At 29.1% G+C, this 15,561-nt stretch carries 14 protein-coding genes; 8 read left to right on the forward strand and 6 right to left on the reverse strand.

Translation table 11 applies throughout. The annotated features are described in order from the left end of the window. The 3 genes from LEBU_RS10895 to LEBU_RS10905 form a co-directional block, all read right to left on the reverse strand. On the reverse strand, positions 1–1,098 hold the full coding sequence (locus LEBU_RS10895; protein ID WP_015770373.1) for an RNA-guided endonuclease TnpB family protein: 1,098 nt from the start codon (positions 1,096–1,098) through the stop codon (positions 1–3). A 199-nt stretch (positions 1,099–1,297) separates the two neighbouring features. After that, complete coding sequence (locus LEBU_RS10900; RefSeq protein WP_015770374.1) at positions 1,298–2,359, reverse strand: SIMPL domain-containing protein; 1,062 nt, start codon at positions 2,357–2,359, stop codon at positions 1,298–1,300. A gap of 65 nt (positions 2,360–2,424) precedes the next feature. After that, on the reverse strand, positions 2,425–3,546 hold the full coding sequence (locus LEBU_RS10905) for an SIMPL domain-containing protein (protein WP_015770375.1): 1,122 nt from the start codon (positions 3,544–3,546) through the stop codon (positions 2,425–2,427). A gap of 638 nt (positions 3,547–4,184) precedes the next feature. Between LEBU_RS10905 and LEBU_RS10910 the strand changes: the two genes are divergently transcribed. The 8 genes from LEBU_RS10910 (at position 4,185) to LEBU_RS10945 (ending at position 11,225) form a co-directional block, all read left to right on the forward strand. Then, positions 4,185–4,343: a hypothetical protein gene (locus LEBU_RS10910; protein ID WP_338034382.1), complete on the forward strand. Its 159-nt coding sequence runs from the start codon at positions 4,185–4,187 to the stop codon at positions 4,341–4,343. 355 nt (positions 4,344–4,698) lie between these two features. After that, positions 4,699–5,649, forward strand: a complete 951-nt coding sequence (locus tag LEBU_RS10915) for a PASTA domain-containing protein (RefSeq protein WP_015770377.1) — start codon at positions 4,699–4,701, stop codon at positions 5,647–5,649. A 109-nt stretch (positions 5,650–5,758) separates the two neighbouring features. After that, positions 5,759–6,628, forward strand: a complete 870-nt coding sequence (gene rsgA / locus LEBU_RS10920) for a ribosome small subunit-dependent GTPase A (RefSeq protein WP_238974547.1) — start codon at positions 5,759–5,761, stop codon at positions 6,626–6,628. A gap of 33 nt (positions 6,629–6,661) precedes the next feature. Further along, the gene (rpe, locus tag LEBU_RS10925; RefSeq protein ID WP_015770379.1) at positions 6,662–7,300 is read left to right on the forward strand and encodes a ribulose-phosphate 3-epimerase; all 639 of its coding nucleotides are present in this window, start codon (positions 6,662–6,664) and stop codon (positions 7,298–7,300) included. 64 nt (positions 7,301–7,364) lie between these two features. After that, on the forward strand, positions 7,365–8,027 hold the full coding sequence (locus LEBU_RS10930) for a MarR family winged helix-turn-helix transcriptional regulator (protein WP_015770380.1): 663 nt from the start codon (positions 7,365–7,367) through the stop codon (positions 8,025–8,027). Between the two features lie 217 nt (positions 8,028–8,244). Beyond that, positions 8,245–9,150: an Abi family protein gene (locus LEBU_RS10935; protein WP_015770381.1), complete on the forward strand. Its 906-nt coding sequence runs from the start codon at positions 8,245–8,247 to the stop codon at positions 9,148–9,150. Positions 9,151–9,209: 59 nt separating this feature from the next. After that, complete coding sequence (locus tag LEBU_RS10940; RefSeq protein ID WP_015770382.1) at positions 9,210–10,841, forward strand: Rqc2 family fibronectin-binding protein; 1,632 nt, start codon at positions 9,210–9,212, stop codon at positions 10,839–10,841. 123 nt (positions 10,842–10,964) lie between these two features. Beyond that, on the forward strand, positions 10,965–11,225 hold the full coding sequence (locus LEBU_RS10945; protein WP_015770383.1) for an HPr family phosphocarrier protein: 261 nt from the start codon (positions 10,965–10,967) through the stop codon (positions 11,223–11,225). Positions 11,226–11,419: 194 nt separating this feature from the next. Here the strand turns inward: LEBU_RS10945 and LEBU_RS10950 are convergent, their stop codons facing one another. The 3 genes from LEBU_RS10950 to LEBU_RS10960 form a co-directional block, all read right to left on the reverse strand. Next, positions 11,420–13,033, reverse strand: coding sequence for a CTP synthase (locus LEBU_RS10950; RefSeq protein WP_015770384.1), 1,614 nt, complete (start codon positions 13,031–13,033; stop codon positions 11,420–11,422). A 562-nt stretch (positions 13,034–13,595) separates the two neighbouring features. Continuing rightward, on the reverse strand, positions 13,596–14,582 hold the full coding sequence (locus LEBU_RS10955) for a class II fructose-bisphosphate aldolase (RefSeq protein ID WP_015770385.1): 987 nt from the start codon (positions 14,580–14,582) through the stop codon (positions 13,596–13,598). Positions 14,583–14,717: 135 nt separating this feature from the next. After that, entirely contained in the window at positions 14,718–15,437 is a 720-nt protein-coding gene (locus LEBU_RS10960) for a glycoside hydrolase family 25 protein (RefSeq protein WP_015770386.1), read from the reverse strand. Between the last annotated feature and the right edge of the window lie 124 nt (positions 15,438–15,561).

Consider the following 15,561-nt stretch of genomic DNA (forward strand, 5'->3'; position numbering starts at 1 on the left):
CTAATATTCCATCATTTCTTTTACAATGTTTTTTATATTCAATGCCGCATTATAATCTCTATCAATCTCAATTCCACAGCACTCACATTTATAACTTCTTTCTGATAATTTCAGTTCCTCTTTAACGTTTCCACATTTACTACAAGTTTTCGATGATGGAAACCACTTATCTATCTTCAAAAATTGTTTCCCTGAAAATATCAGTTTATACTCAAGCATTCTCAAAAACATTCCCCATCCATTATCTCCTACACTTTTCCCAAAATTTAATGCCTGGCTCATCCCTTTCATATTCAAATCTTCAACAGCCACAGCATTATACGCTTCAGACAATTTTTTCGATAATTTATGTAAAAAATCTCTTCGACAATTCTTGATATACTCATGTAATTTTGATATTTTCACTTTTTGCTTATACCAATTTTTAGAAAATTTCACTTTTCTTGATAATGATTTCTGCAATTTTTTCAATTCTTCTTCCAACATCCTAAAATATCTTGGATAATCAGCCCTTTGGTTTTCAGAACTGACAAATAATTCAGACATTGAAAAATCAAGCCCAATTACTTTATCGCTACTTGGTATTTTTTGAATTTCTTTTTCAAATTCTGTCAAAACAGAAACATAGTAATTTCCATTACTGTTTGTTAGTGTTACCGACTTTATTCTATAATTCTTTGGTATTTCTCTATGATATTTCAATTTCACTCTTTTCAATTTTGGCAAAACCAAATATTTATTTTCCTCAATTCGTATCGAATTATTCACACAATTTGTCGTGTAACTTTTAACACTAGTCTTTTTAGATTTGAACCTCGGAAACTTCGCTCTCTTCTGAAAGAAATTCGTAAACGATCGTTTTACATTTAATTGAGCATTTGAAAGTGCCAGACTGTCTACTTCTTTCAAAAATTGATTTTCACTTTTCAAACTGGCAGGTGTAATTATTTTATTTTTTCCAGTTTCTTCATAAATTTTATTCGCAGTGTACAAAATTGTATTGTAAACAAAACGAACACATCCAAAAGTCTTGTTTATCAATAATTTTTGATCTTTATTTGGATAAATTCTGTATTTGAATGCTAAATTATATTTCATGAAATTACACCTCCTTTTGATTTTGAATATTATTTTTAATTATTTCTTTAGAAATTCTATTATTAATGATTTCTCTTCGATATTTTATACAAAAATTGTATCATAGACGTATCCTTTTTTCAATTTTTTTACAAAAAAAGCAATTCATCTCCCACTTATAGAAAGCCTACGACTTCTTGCTATCTTTTTGTTAAATATACTAATCCATTTCAAATTCAATATAAACTGTTTTTGAAATATTTAGTTTTTTTGGAGAAATCACGATATTTCTTCTTGTCGCATTGTCAATGATTTCCTTATCACTTTTTTTCAATTGCATCATATTAGTTGCGTAATTTGCTTCATTGTAATAATTGTAGTTATAATCATAGTATGGCTGAATAACTCCGTTTGATTTATCTGTTATTGTGACAGGGTTCTTTAAATTTAAATCTGTTTTTCCAAGAATAACTTGAGCTTTTTTCAGAGCTTCCTTGTAGGCATTTTCATAAAGTTCATTTTCTAGCTGTTGCTTGTTGTCAATATCGTAGTCAATTTGCCCTGTTGTCCCAATTCCAAGAGAACTTGCTAGATTTATTATATTTCCTAGATTTTTCAAATCACGTGTTTCAATTTCCAATTTATGTGATACAACTTGAATATTTTTTTTCTTATTTACTTGCTTTTCAAGACTTATTTCCTTGTTGTCATATCCTGAAATCTTTACAAGGTTTTGAGAAATTCCAGCTCTTCCCAATTTTTGCTGTATTTCATTAAATTTTGCCATTGCATTCTGATATGCAATTTTATTTGTTGCTTCTTGAGATTCGATGTAAAAAACATATGTTCCATTTTTATTTCTGTTTAAAGAATAAATTTTTTCATTTGCAAGTACACTCATAAAATTTTTTAATGCATCAAGTGAAATGCTGCCTACTTCTACAGAAAGTTTTGTTTTGTATTCCTTTTTCCCTTTATTTTCTATAACTGTATCCCAGTTATATGATTCGTACGTTGAATACCCTGTAGACGAAATTTTATTATATTTTGTTCCTGTTTGAGCAAGAAGTTTTTTGTATCGTTCCAATATTTGAGAATTTTCTGCACCAGCTTTATCCAGACTTTCATTTTCAGTTTGAATTACAAGTCCAATTTTTGCAGAATTTGGAGCAATTTCTCTTTTTGCAACGCCTCTGACTTGTATTCTTTTTCCAGTAATTTCACCATCTGCAAATGACAATACTGAAAAAACTACCATAAGTAATACTATTATTTTTTTCATTTTAAAATCCTTTCTTTACATAGCACGCTAAACTATTATTTTAGTTTTCTATGAAATTAAATTTTTTATTTCATTTCATACATAACCGATATATTCTGTGTCAATTTTAACGGTTTTGGAGTATAGTCAACTGCGGCTCTTCCTGCTGCTTTCAACTTTCTCGCGTCCATACTATTAGTAGAATATGCCTCCATTGAAGGTGATGGTGCCGCCATCGCATCATAAGTCACTTCCCAATCCTGATCAATCCTGTCAATCATTTTTTGCTGAAATTCCACATCTTCACTTACAATAATCGGTGCCCCCAGCTTCATCTTACTTGAACGTAAAATACTTTCAGCTTTCTGTTTTGACTGATTATAAGCATCGTTATACATTTCTGACTCAATTTTATCCTTATTTGACAAATCAAAATTAATTGAACCGTTTATATTTATTTTATTATCGTTTGCAATTGAAATTATTGTATTTAAGTCTTTTATGTTCTTTGTTGTAATCACAAATTCATCTGTTACAAAATACACATCTTTTTTGTTTCTTTTATTCTCTGAATAATTTTCTTTAATTCTATAATCACTTAAAATAATATCCTTTTCAGGAATTCCAGCTGAAACTAATTTTCTTCTTGAAGTATTAAGTTTGTTAAATACTTTATCTAAAGCTCTTTCAACCGTTGTATCATTTTCATTTATACTAAACGCAAAAGAATCTTCATCAAAATTTTTCTGAATACTTTGAAGGTTATTTCCATCTTCCAGGTCAATTAATGTAGAAATTTTATTAAAATCTGTATTTTTTATGAGCATTGACATTTGGACATCATATGAAGTTGGCTTTTTGTCAGTTTTTTTCACATTTTTATTAGGCACTGTCTTTACATCGAGTATATCTTCATCATCATAATCTATTCCTTTTCTGTTATAAAAAGCTGTTGTTTCCAAATTTTCTAATGATATTTTCTTAGCTCTTAAATCATTTTTAAACTTTTCCACTTTTTTATTAACTTCATCCGTTGTCTTACTTAAATTTTCTCCTTTTTCTTCAATTTTAAAATTAATTCTTGCCAGATCGGGCATAATTTCTCTTTCCGAATTACCTGTAACACTTATTTTTCTCACAATATTCTCATTCGCCGCAAATGACAATATATTGACTAAAGAAAAAAGTGCAATTGCTATTCTTTTCATATCTTTCCTCCATTAACTTTAATTTATTATTTTTAAATTTTACATCCTTCGTATTAAGTATAGCATACATAAATTAAAAGTAAATGAGAGTTTTTATTTTTATTTCAAAATAAAATTAATCAAAAGAATTAAAACTTTTTATCCTTAATACCGTTTCTATTTTATAATGCGATTTAGTATTAGATTATTTTATTTAATTTATACTAAACCCCATTTAAATAATGAATTTATTACAAACTTTTCCAATAAAGGATAAAACCTAGTATTTCTAAAGAATTAAAATATAATTTTTTTGTTTTAATAAACCGACGGAGCTTTTATTTGTTCAACTACGACTGTTTGACGACTATAAGGAGGAGTTTCGGAGTTGGGCAAATAAAAGTCGTAGTCTAGCCATAGGTATTGCGTAGCAATCTTGCCACAATTTTAATTATTAGGATAAACCTTTACTGCAAGATAAGGATTTGCGGCAATGAGCAATCCTGCGAAAAAAAAGCAATTTGTATTCCAGATTAAAATATTGTATAATAAAAATATAAAAAGAACACAAATAGTTAATACATAAAACAGAATAAATATCTGACATAGATATTTAAAACAGAAGGAGATGATATGCAATGTTTAAGAAAATTTTACTTATGATTATACTTACTGTGGCAATTATAGGATGCAGTGCACGTGATATTGCCCTATGGAAAGAAGCGGAACAGGAGAGAAGAGAAGAAGGTAGAAGATGTTTTAAGAGGGCTAATGGTGAGTATTACTGCAAGGATAGATACGGAAACAGAGTCTATTAGATACATGTGACATGGAAAAGATAAGATGGATGAAAATGGTTTAAAAGCTATGAAATATATACAGAGAGGCAGGGGCTTCCCATACAGGGGAATGTACTCCTGTCTTTTTTTGAGTGAATATTCTATTTCTATGTCTATCTGATACTATTTCCCATTTAAATAATGAATTTATTACAAACTTTTCTAATTAATAAAGTATATAAACCTAATTTTTCAAGTAATTTAAGATATAATTTTCACCTTAAAAAATATAAAAGACGAATTACAATCTAAAAAAATAAATTTATATCATTTTTTCAATATTTATGATATTATATAGAGTAAAGAATCAACAATAAAAATAACGAGGTGAAAAATGGCCACAAAATATAAATTTAATTATGGTAAATTTTTTAGAACTATTATTGTACTGCTTTGTTTAGTGACGTTGGCAATATTTGGAAAAGATGTTTTTGAGCGTCATTTTTTTAACACTAGGCTTACAGTAATACCAAATGTCGTAAACCTTGATAAAAAGGATGCGATAAAATATCTGAAGGAGGCTGGACTAAAAGTTAAAGTTATTAACTCCAAGACAGAAAAAGTTCCATTGGACACTGTTTATAATCAGGATCCACGTCCAGGAAAGGAAGTAAAGGTAAACAGGGTTATTAGAATATGGGTAAACAATGGAGAAGATGTAAAAGTACCTAATATAGTTGGACTGGAACTATTAGAAGCAAGATCTCGGTTAAAAGGACAGAATATTCAAATTGAAACAATTGATTATTTTCCATCTAACCAAAAATACAACACAATTTTAGGAGTCTATCCAAAACCTGGTACAAAACTTGAAGTCAATCAAAAGATTTCAATATTAGTGTCTTCACAGCAAATGATAGATCCATCAGTTATGCCAAATATAACTGGACTTGATGTAAATGATGCCAGAGAATTGTTAAAACAGATTGGACTTGAAATTGGCTCTGTATCTCAAACAAGTGATCCAACATTACCAGTAAATACAATTATTTCCACAAATCCTGCGGCTGGAACGAAAATACAGCGTGGACAAAAAGTATCCGTTGTGGTAAATAGTGGAGCGGCTGTAAGAAAACGAGAAAGATCGACTGAAGAAATTATCAAGCGTTCACAACAAAATATAAATGAAAGGGAAATTGAGAGAACTATTGATGACACAATAAATCAAATAGATAGACAAAATAGTAATCCTGGAAATTCTCAGCAACAAGGTGGCGAACGACGGAATAATGATGATACATCAACTTCTCCACCAGGCGACAGCAATGCTGATGACGATGAGTAAGACTTATTATTTACAATGACAAAAAAATTAGAAAGGAGATGGGAGTTATTTTGAATGTTATTTTGAAATTTCTCCCAAATATTTTATCAAAGGAAAAGTTATTAGAAAAATAAAAGGATTTTACTATGTTTTAGACGAAAATTCAAAAAATTTGAATGAAGAAAATATTTATGAATGTAAGTTACGTGGAACATTAAAAGTAAAAAATGATAAAATGAACTGTATTATCGGGGATATTGTAGAATTTGACGAAAAGGAAAAAGTTATTGAAAAAATTGAAAAAAGAAAAAACTTTTTATATCGTCCACTAATTGCAAATATTGATTTTATTGGTATTCTATTTGCAATAAAAAGTCCAAATTTTGATTTTACAAATTTTCAGAAAATGCTGTTAAACGCAAATTCTCAAAATATTCCAGCTGTACTCATATTATCTAAAATTGACTTAGTTTCAAAAGAAGAACTGGAGGAATTCTTTAATAAATTTAAACAAATTTTTAAAGAAACAATTTCTATTTTCCCAATTTCAACTGAAACGAATACTGGAATTACCGAATTACAGCAATATATAAATAAAAAATCAGTTGTAATTTCAGGACCATCGGGAGCTGGAAAATCCACGCTTATAAACACTCTAATTGGCGAAGAAGTACTAGCTACAAATGATGTCAGCCAGAAAACCAAAAAAGGGCGGCATACAACAATAGAAAGCCGATTTTTTATGTCAGCACCGCATTCATATATAATAGACACTCCAGGATTTTCAACATTGGACTTTCCAAAACTGGAAGAAAAAAAAGAACTGGAAAAATTATTTCCAGAATTTCTAGAATTTATCCCTAACTGCAAATTTCGAAACTGTATTCATGTAAATGAGCCAAACTGTGCAATAAAAGAAAATGTGGAAAATAGTAATATTTCGCAAGAACGATATGATTTTTATCTATATTCATTACAAAATATAAGATTTAATAAATAATTTAAAAATAAAAAATGGAAAGAGTTGATTTTTATGATTAAAGAAAAAAGGACAATAATCGCACCTTCACTGCTTACTGCAGATTTTAGCAAATTAAAAGAAGAAATTACGGAAGTGGAAAAACTAGGAGCAGAATATCTACATTTGGATGTTATGGATGGAAATTTTGTACCAAATATCAGCTTTGGAGCTCCTGTTATTTCATCTTTACGAAAACATAGCAACCTTGTATTTGATGTTCATCTGATGGTAAACGAACCAGATTACTTAATAGAAGGTTTTGCACAATTTTCAGACATAATCACAGTTCATGCTGAAGCTACAAAACACTTAAACAGAACAATCCAGCTAATAAAATCTTTTGGAAAAAAAGTAGGAGTTGCATTAAATCCTTCTACTCCACTGGATGTTATAAAATATGATCTGGATAACATTGATATGGTGTTAATTATGACAGTAAATCCAGGATTTGGCGGACAGAAGTTCATTCCTGAAATGCTTCAAAAAATAAAAGACTTGAGAAAAATTAATGAAAATATTGATATTGAAGTGGATGGCGGAATCAATGCTGAAACTGCAAAACTGGTAAAAGAAGCTGGAGCAAATGTGCTAGTTGCAGGTTCATATATTTTTAGCGGAAATTATAAAGAAAAAATCGAATCTTTAAAATAATAATTTAAAAAAATAAATAAAGTTATGAAAAAGTCAGAAAGAAAGTAAGAAAGGAACAATTAAAATGTATGAAAAAATAGAAACTCTATTAGACAAATTTTACAAAACATATTATAAAATTGAAGAAATAAATTTAAATCAGGTAATTAAATGCTTGACTACATCTGAACTTCATGTTATTGAAGCGATTGGGGAAAATGAAATCACAATGAATGAACTGTCTGACAAACTAGGCATTACAATGGGAACAGCCTCAGTCGCCGTAAACAAATTAACCGATAAGCAATTTCTGAAGCGTTCCCGGTCGGACGTTGACAGGCGTAAAGTTTTTGTAAAACTGACTTCAAAAGGAAAAGTTGCATTAAACTATCATGGAGATTTTCACTCAAATATTCTTGAAAAAATTACAGATGACATTCCATCAAAAAAATTAGAAACATTTATCGAAGTTTTTGAAACTATTGTAAAAAATTTGGATAAAGTTAAAAAGGATATTCAGCCTGAATCAATATTAAATTTTGAAAAAGATGATTTGGTACAGGTTTCTTCAATAAAAGGAAGCGTAGCAATCAGAAAATACTTAAATGAAAAAGGCGTTATGATAAAATCTCTTATAAAAATTCTGAATATTGATAAATATTTGATAACTTTGCTTGTGGATGGGGATGAGAAGATACTAAATATTGAAGATGCAGAAAATATTATGGTTAGAAAAAATGCTCTTTAAGAAAGTCCACTATTACAAAATCATTGAATAAGATAATAATAAAACAACATAAGAACAATGACAATTAAATACAGTAACTGTGATAAATTTTTTGATTTTTTATTGACAATTTTATAAAAATAGAGTAGAATTAATTATATCAAACCCCCTGCAGTATTTTAAATAATACAAGGTTAGCATACCTACGCAGGGCTTTTTTTTAGGAGAATTTAAGAAAATGATGGCAAGAGATGAATTTCTGACTTTTAGAGAACAAGTAAAACTCTTTAAAGATAGAGGAATGATTATTACTGATGAAGAAAAAGCTGAAAAAATATTGCAATTTATAAATTACTATAAACTAAAAGAATGCTCGTTACCTTATTTTAAAAATGGACAATACACACAAGACATTACTTTTGATGAAATATTAACTAGATTTTATGAAAATAAAAATTTAAGAATCAATTTATTAAGATTAACCGAAAAAGTCGAAATTTCATTAAAAACTAAATTTTCTTATTTAATAGGTGAAAAATTTGGAGCTTATGGATACCTAGATTTCTATAAGTGGGTAGATAAAACAGAATATTGTAGACATTTCCGAGCATTTAAAGAAAAAGATTTTAAAAAAAGAATAGATAGAAGTTTAGGAAATAGTAAAAATGAATTACTTGAAACATACAAACAAAATCACAATAAAATACCAATATGGCTAGTAACAGATATTTTGACATTTGGGGAAATATTAGATTTATATAAATTGTTATATAAAAAATATCAGAATAAAATAGCTAAAGAGCATAATTTATCTGGAATTATATATTTATCTTGGTTGGAAAATATCAATTTAATTAGAAACTTGTCAGCTCATAATTCAAATATTGTAGATATAAAATTTTCCACAAAACCCAAAATATTAGATAAATTTAAAAACAAATTATATTTTGTTAATAGTAAAATATCCAATAGAATAGGAGTGTCAATTTTAATATTAGAATATTTAATTTTTGTAATTAATTTAAAATACCCAGGTGGAGCTATCAGAAAAAGTTTAAAAAAATTATGCCGTAACAAAACAGATGAAGAAGCTCAAAAATTAGGTTTTAAAGATTTTGAAATAATTAAAAATTTAAAGATATAATCACAGTTATTAATCTAATTGTGATTTTTTTGATAAAAATAAAATATCAAGGAGGGAATATGCTTTATTTAGATGGAATCGGTATTTCATTTTTAATAAAAGAGATAAAAGAAAAAATATTACGATACAAACTAACAAAAATTTTTCAATATGATAGAGTTTCATTTTCACTTTTTTTTGGAAAGAATAACTTGATTTTTCAAGTAAAGGACAATTCAACAATTTTTTACTTAAAAGATGAAAAAGATCCAAATACTGATTTTCAGTCAAAATTTTTATTGTCATTAAAAAAACATTTACAAAATTCAATTTTGATAAATATTCATCAGGAAGGTTTTGACAGGATTGTATATTTTGATTTTGAGAAGTTAAATCAGTTTGGAGATGTGGAAAAATATACGTTAATTATTGAAATTATGGGAAAAGCAAGCAATATCTTTTTGACAAGCAAAGGAAAAATCCTATCTGCCCTTTATTTTACTTCGATTGACGTTGGAAACCGTGTTATTATGACTGGTGCCAAATATACGTTGCCATTTGAAGAAAAAAAGATTTCGCCACTTTATCTGGAAGCTGAGAATTTTCCGTTTGAAACAGAAACTTTTATGGAAAAAATTGAAGGTGTGGGACGTGCCTTTGCATTGCAATGTTCACAGGATTATGACACTTTCAAAAAATATTTATCTGGCTACAAGCCCGTAATGTATGAAATATTAAATCGTGGAAAAATCCACAAAGTATTAACTTACAACGAATTTTCTGAATTTAGCCAAAAAGAAAATACAAAGTTAGAAAATGGAAGAAGATATTTTGAAACTTTAAACGAAGGACTGAACAAGTATTTTAAGGTTACTGTTACTTCCAATGTAATTAGTGAAAAAAAGAAAAATCTACTAAAATATGTGGATTCTCAAATAAAAAAATTCAAAAAAATTCAAAAAAATATAAAAGTTGATTTGAAAAAAAATGAAAATTTTGAAAAATACAAAAATATGGGGGATATTCTGGCTGCAAATATGCATCAGATAAAATACGGAATGAAAAAAATTACAGCTTTTGACTTTTATAACAATCAGGACATTACGATAAATCTAGACCCACTTTTATCTCCAAATGATAATTTAAATTTTTACTATAATAAATATAACAAGGGAAAACGTACTATTTCAGCCTTAAATTCCAGATTTTTAGACATTCAGAATGAAATAAAATATTTTGAAGAAATAAAAATGTTCATTGAAAAGGAAAATGATTTTATTGGAATTGAAGAAATTGAAAATGAACTGAATTTAGCAAATAACGGAAATAAATCGAAAAATAAAATCAGATTGAACAAACCGAAAAAACGTGAATTATTGTCATTTGACTATAAAGGCTTTCAAATTTTCGTTGGGAGAAATAATAAGGAAAATGAAGAAATTTCCTTTTCCAAAGGGCAGCCCAACGATATCTGGATGCACATAAAGGATATTCCAGGCAGCCACGTTCTTATTTTACGAAACAATCAGGAAGTGCCAGATGATGTTCTCCTGCACGCTGCAAATCTCGCCTGTGAATATTCTAAAGCCAAAGAAGGTGACAAAGTTACAGTTGATTACTGTGAAAGAAAATTTGTAAAAAAAATAAAAAATAGTAAACCAGGAAATGTAATTTACACAAACTTTCACACGCTGTTAATCGAAGTTCAATAACTTTTTTCTAAATAAAAAATATTGTTTGACTGGCTAATAGAAAAAATGTTTTCCACACTTATTGACAAATATCAAAAACTGTTGTAAAATTAAAGTAGAGATATAATTAAGGAGGATAAATAAATGGCAAGTAAAACAATTACTATGACAAATCCTACAGGATTACATACAAGACCAGGTGGAGTATTTGTTGCTAAAGCAAAAGAATTTGAAAGTAAAGTTGAAGTTGAAAACGAAGGGAAAAAAGTAAACGGAAAATCTTTACTAAAATTATTATCAATTGGAATCAAAAATGGTTCAGAAGTTACAGTTCACGCTGAAGGACCTGATGCTGACCAAGCAGTTGAAGTTTTAGGAGAATTATTAGCAACAATCAGAGACTAATAAATTGTGGTAATTAAGTGAAATAAAGGCGTTGTTTTTTATAGATTTGTTATAGAAAATATGTTTTATTGAACTAGAAAAAAGACTTTCTTATTTTTAAGATTGTCTTTTTTATTTTACAAAACAAAAAAAGCAGAAAAAGCTTCTAATTAATAAAAGTCCTTCTGCCCAAATTATTTTTCAATCAATATTTATTACTTTTCATTTCGTTTCTTTAATGCCGCTTTTATCCAGCCTGTAAATAATGGATGTGGACGGTTTGGACGGCTTTTGAATTCTGGATGGTATTGTGAAGCTATGAAGTACGGATGATCTTTTATTTCGATTACTTCCACATAATTTCCGTCTGGAGATAATCCTACAATATCCATTCCAGCTTTTTCAAATTCTTCTCTGTAAGCATTGTTAAATTCATATCTATGTCTGTGTCTTTCAGCAATTTCAGTTTTTCCATAAACTTTTGCCGCTAGACTATCATCTTTTAATATGCAAGGATATGCTCCTAAACGCATTGTTCCACCCATATCCTTTAATCCTTTTTGTTCTTCCATCAAACTGATAACTGGATAAAATGTATCTTTTTCAAATTCTGTTGAAGTAGCGTCTTTATGACCAAGAACATTTCTTGCAAACTCTACGCATGCCATTTGCATTCCAAGACAAATTCCAAAAAATGGAATATTATTTTCTCTCGCAAATTTAATCGCTTCAACTTTCCCATCCACTCCTCTGTCACCAAATCCTCCTGGCACTAAAATTCCATCATAATCAGCCAGTTTTTTCACATCAAATTCTCCAGCCTTAAAATAGTTAATCTCAACTTTTGTATCAAGATTAAATCCAGCGTGTTCAATTGACTCATGAATACTGATATAAGCGTCCTTTAACTCAATATATTTTCCGACAACTGCCACTTTTACAAGTTTTTTAGGATTTTTGAATTTTTCAACCATATTTGTCCATTCAGTTAATAACGGCTTTTCATTTTTTATTTTAAAATGTTTACAAATTACATCGGCAAGTCCTAATTTTTCCATAGTTAATGGAATTTCATAAAGACTTTCTGCATCAAGTGATTCAATAACCGCTTCTTCGTCAATATCACAGAAAAGTGATATTTTTTTCTTAATGCTTTGGTCAACGGGATGTTCACTTCTCACTACAATCACATCTGGCGATATTCCAAGCCCTTGGAGCATTTTTACGCTATGTTGCGTAGGTTTTGTCTTAAGCTCCCCAGCGGCTTTCAAATACGGTAATAACGTTACATGGATGTACGCAATATTTTTTCTTCCAACTTCCCTTTTCAACTGACGAATCGCTTCAATAAACGGATCACTTTCAATATCCCCAATTGTTCCGCCAATTTCAGTAATTACAATATCCGAATCATTTTCTTCAGCCGCTTTTATAACATTATACTTAATTTCATCTGTCATGTGAGGTACAGTTTGCACAGTTCCGCCTAAAAACTCTCCACGACGCTCTTTCGCAATGATTTTCGACATAATTTTCCCAGTTGTCAAATTATTATACTTTGTTAAATTTTCATTGATGAATCTTTCATAATGCCCCAAATCCAAGTCAGTTTCCGCTCCATCCTCAGTCACAAAAACTTCCCCATGCTGATAAGGACTCATAGTTCCTGGATCCACATTTATATATGGATCAAATTTCTGAATTGTAACCTTATATCCTCTTTCTTTCAATAATCTTCCTAGCGAAGAAGCAACAATTCCCTTTCCAAGTGACGAAACAACTCCGCCTGTAACAAATATATATTTTGTCGTATTAATCTGTTTATCCATTTTTCCTCCTATTTTTTATTCCTATTTATTCAATTTTAAATATTTTGGCAAATTTATAAAATATCACTTAATTTAGTAAGCTATTATTTTTTAAACTATTCTATTAAATCTCTTTTTTCAATTTTGATATATTATGATTAATAACTGTTTTTTCTCAATTTTATTTATGTTCAAGTTTATTTTAAGCAGGGAGATCAATCGCCATCTCCCTGCACCCACGCTTTACGCAAAACTTTCTTATAAAAGAAAAATAGAACTCACTTTTGAATATAGATTATTTCAATTTATATAACTTTATTTTATGTAAAGTCTATTCCAAAAGCTCAGACAGCTATTTTTCTTCTAACGAAATTTTGCTTAAAAAAAAGAAAAAATATTTATTAAAATATTTCATTTCACAAATTTTTAAAAATTTATTTTGTTGTTTTTCCCACAAAAAAAGAGGAAAAAAAAAATTTTCACCTCTTTTAAACAAATTTTATTTATGTAAAACTTAAAAGGAATATCCCAAGTTTCAAAATAAACTTGAGATAGTTCCAAATTTAATTTTCTTTTTTATTTGTTATTTTCTTGCAGCTCCAGCTTTGTAAGCTCCATTTGATCCGAATACGTTTCTGATTTTATCTTTGTAGTATTCTTTCATGTAGTCTTTTGCAGGTCCTACATATTTTCTTGGGTCAAATTCTCCAGGTTTTTTAGCGAATACTTCTCTAATTCCTGCTGTGAAAGCTAATCTTCCGTCAGTATCTACGTTAATTTTAGCTACTGCTGATTTAGCGGCTTTTCTTAATTCTGAATCAGGGATACCAATTGCGTCTGCAATTTGTCCACCATATTGGTTAATCATTTCAACAAATTGGTGTGGTACTGCTGATGAACCGTGTAATACGATTGGGAATCCAGGGATTCTTTTTTCAATTTCTGCTAGGATATCTAATCTTAATTTAGGATCGTCTCCTGGTTTGAATTTATGAGCTCCGTGAGAAGTTCCGATTGCGATTGCTAATGAATCAACTCCTGTTTTTGATACGAAGTCTTCAACTTCATCAGGTTGAGTGTAAACGTGTTCTGCTGCTACTACATCATCTTCAATTCCAGCTAAAACTCCTAATTCAGCTTCAACTGTTACATCGTGTTCGTGAGCGAAGTCAGCAACTTGTTTTGCTTCTGCAACATTTTCATCGTATGGGTGATGAGAACCATCATACATTACTGATGAGAATCCATATTCGATACAGTCTTTTGCTTCAGCATAATTTGGACCATGATCCAAGTGCAATGCTACTGGAATGTCTGATCCAGATGCTTCTACATAAGCTGTTGCAGCTTTTGCAAGCCAAGGTAACATTTCCTTACCAATATATTTTCTTGCACCTGTTGAAACTTGAAGAATTACTGGCGAACCTTCTTCAACACATGCTTCAATAATTCCTTGTAATTGTTCCATGTTGTTAAAGTTAAAGGCAGGTACCGCATAACCTTCTTTGTTTGCTTTAGCAAACATTTCTTTAGTGTTTACTAATCCTAAATCTTTGTAATGATATTTCATTTTACGCCTCCTAATATTTATTAATTAGATTAACTTCTTTAATTATATGTTACCAAATTTTTGTATAAAAATCAATAGAAAATCCAAAATAATAGATAAAAATAAAATATTTTTTTCATGCAGTAAAATAATCTATTATTTCAGCTTATTTTTATTTATCAAATCTTCTACTGTCAACCCTTTTCTAAGTACATTTTTATCTGTAAATCCTGGAATACCATCAATTCTTCCACGTCTTGACACTTGCCAGATTACCCATCTGTTATCTTCCGCTATTTTAGGAAAATATTTATAATCTGTAATCCAAATTTTGTTTTCAAGAAATTCACCTTTTATATATGCATTATAAGTGTTATAGTTTACATAGAAAATTACTCTTTTCTTGTAATGTCTTTCCAGTTTTTCAACCATATCTTTTAAATGTTTCATTACATCTGATTTTTTATATTTTTTTGTAGATATTTCCAAATCAATCATTGGTGGCAATGTTTTATCAGAATCAGGCACTTTACTTATGTAAAAATCAGCTTGTGCTTCTCCGCTACTCGTCATTGTAAAAAAATGATATGCTCCCACTACAAAGCCATTTAATCTGGCATTATTCCAGTTGTATAAAAAATCTGTATCAAGGAAATTCTGCCCTTCTGTCGCCTTCAAAATAATAAATTTGTACTTTTTATCCACACGAGTCCAGTTCACTTTTTCCTGATGATGGGAAATATCCAGTCCTTGAACCTTGTATCCGGCTAACTTCGCTAAAACATCATTATGATACAAATATCCGTTAAATTCCAAAAACCCTGCTATACCTCCAAAAATTACCATAATTATCAAAAATTTTATAAATTTTCCCATATTCTCTCCATTCAGTTATTTTTAATAACAAAATTGTTTTCAAAATCGCTCAAAATTTTAAATAGTTTATTTTTATTATTGAACTTAATTTTAGAGTGGTTTTTTAACAGTTTATGAAAAAATC

Source organism: Leptotrichia buccalis C-1013-b, assembly GCF_000023905.1.
GTDB classification, from domain to species: Bacteria; Fusobacteriota; Fusobacteriia; order Fusobacteriales; family Leptotrichiaceae; genus Leptotrichia; species Leptotrichia buccalis.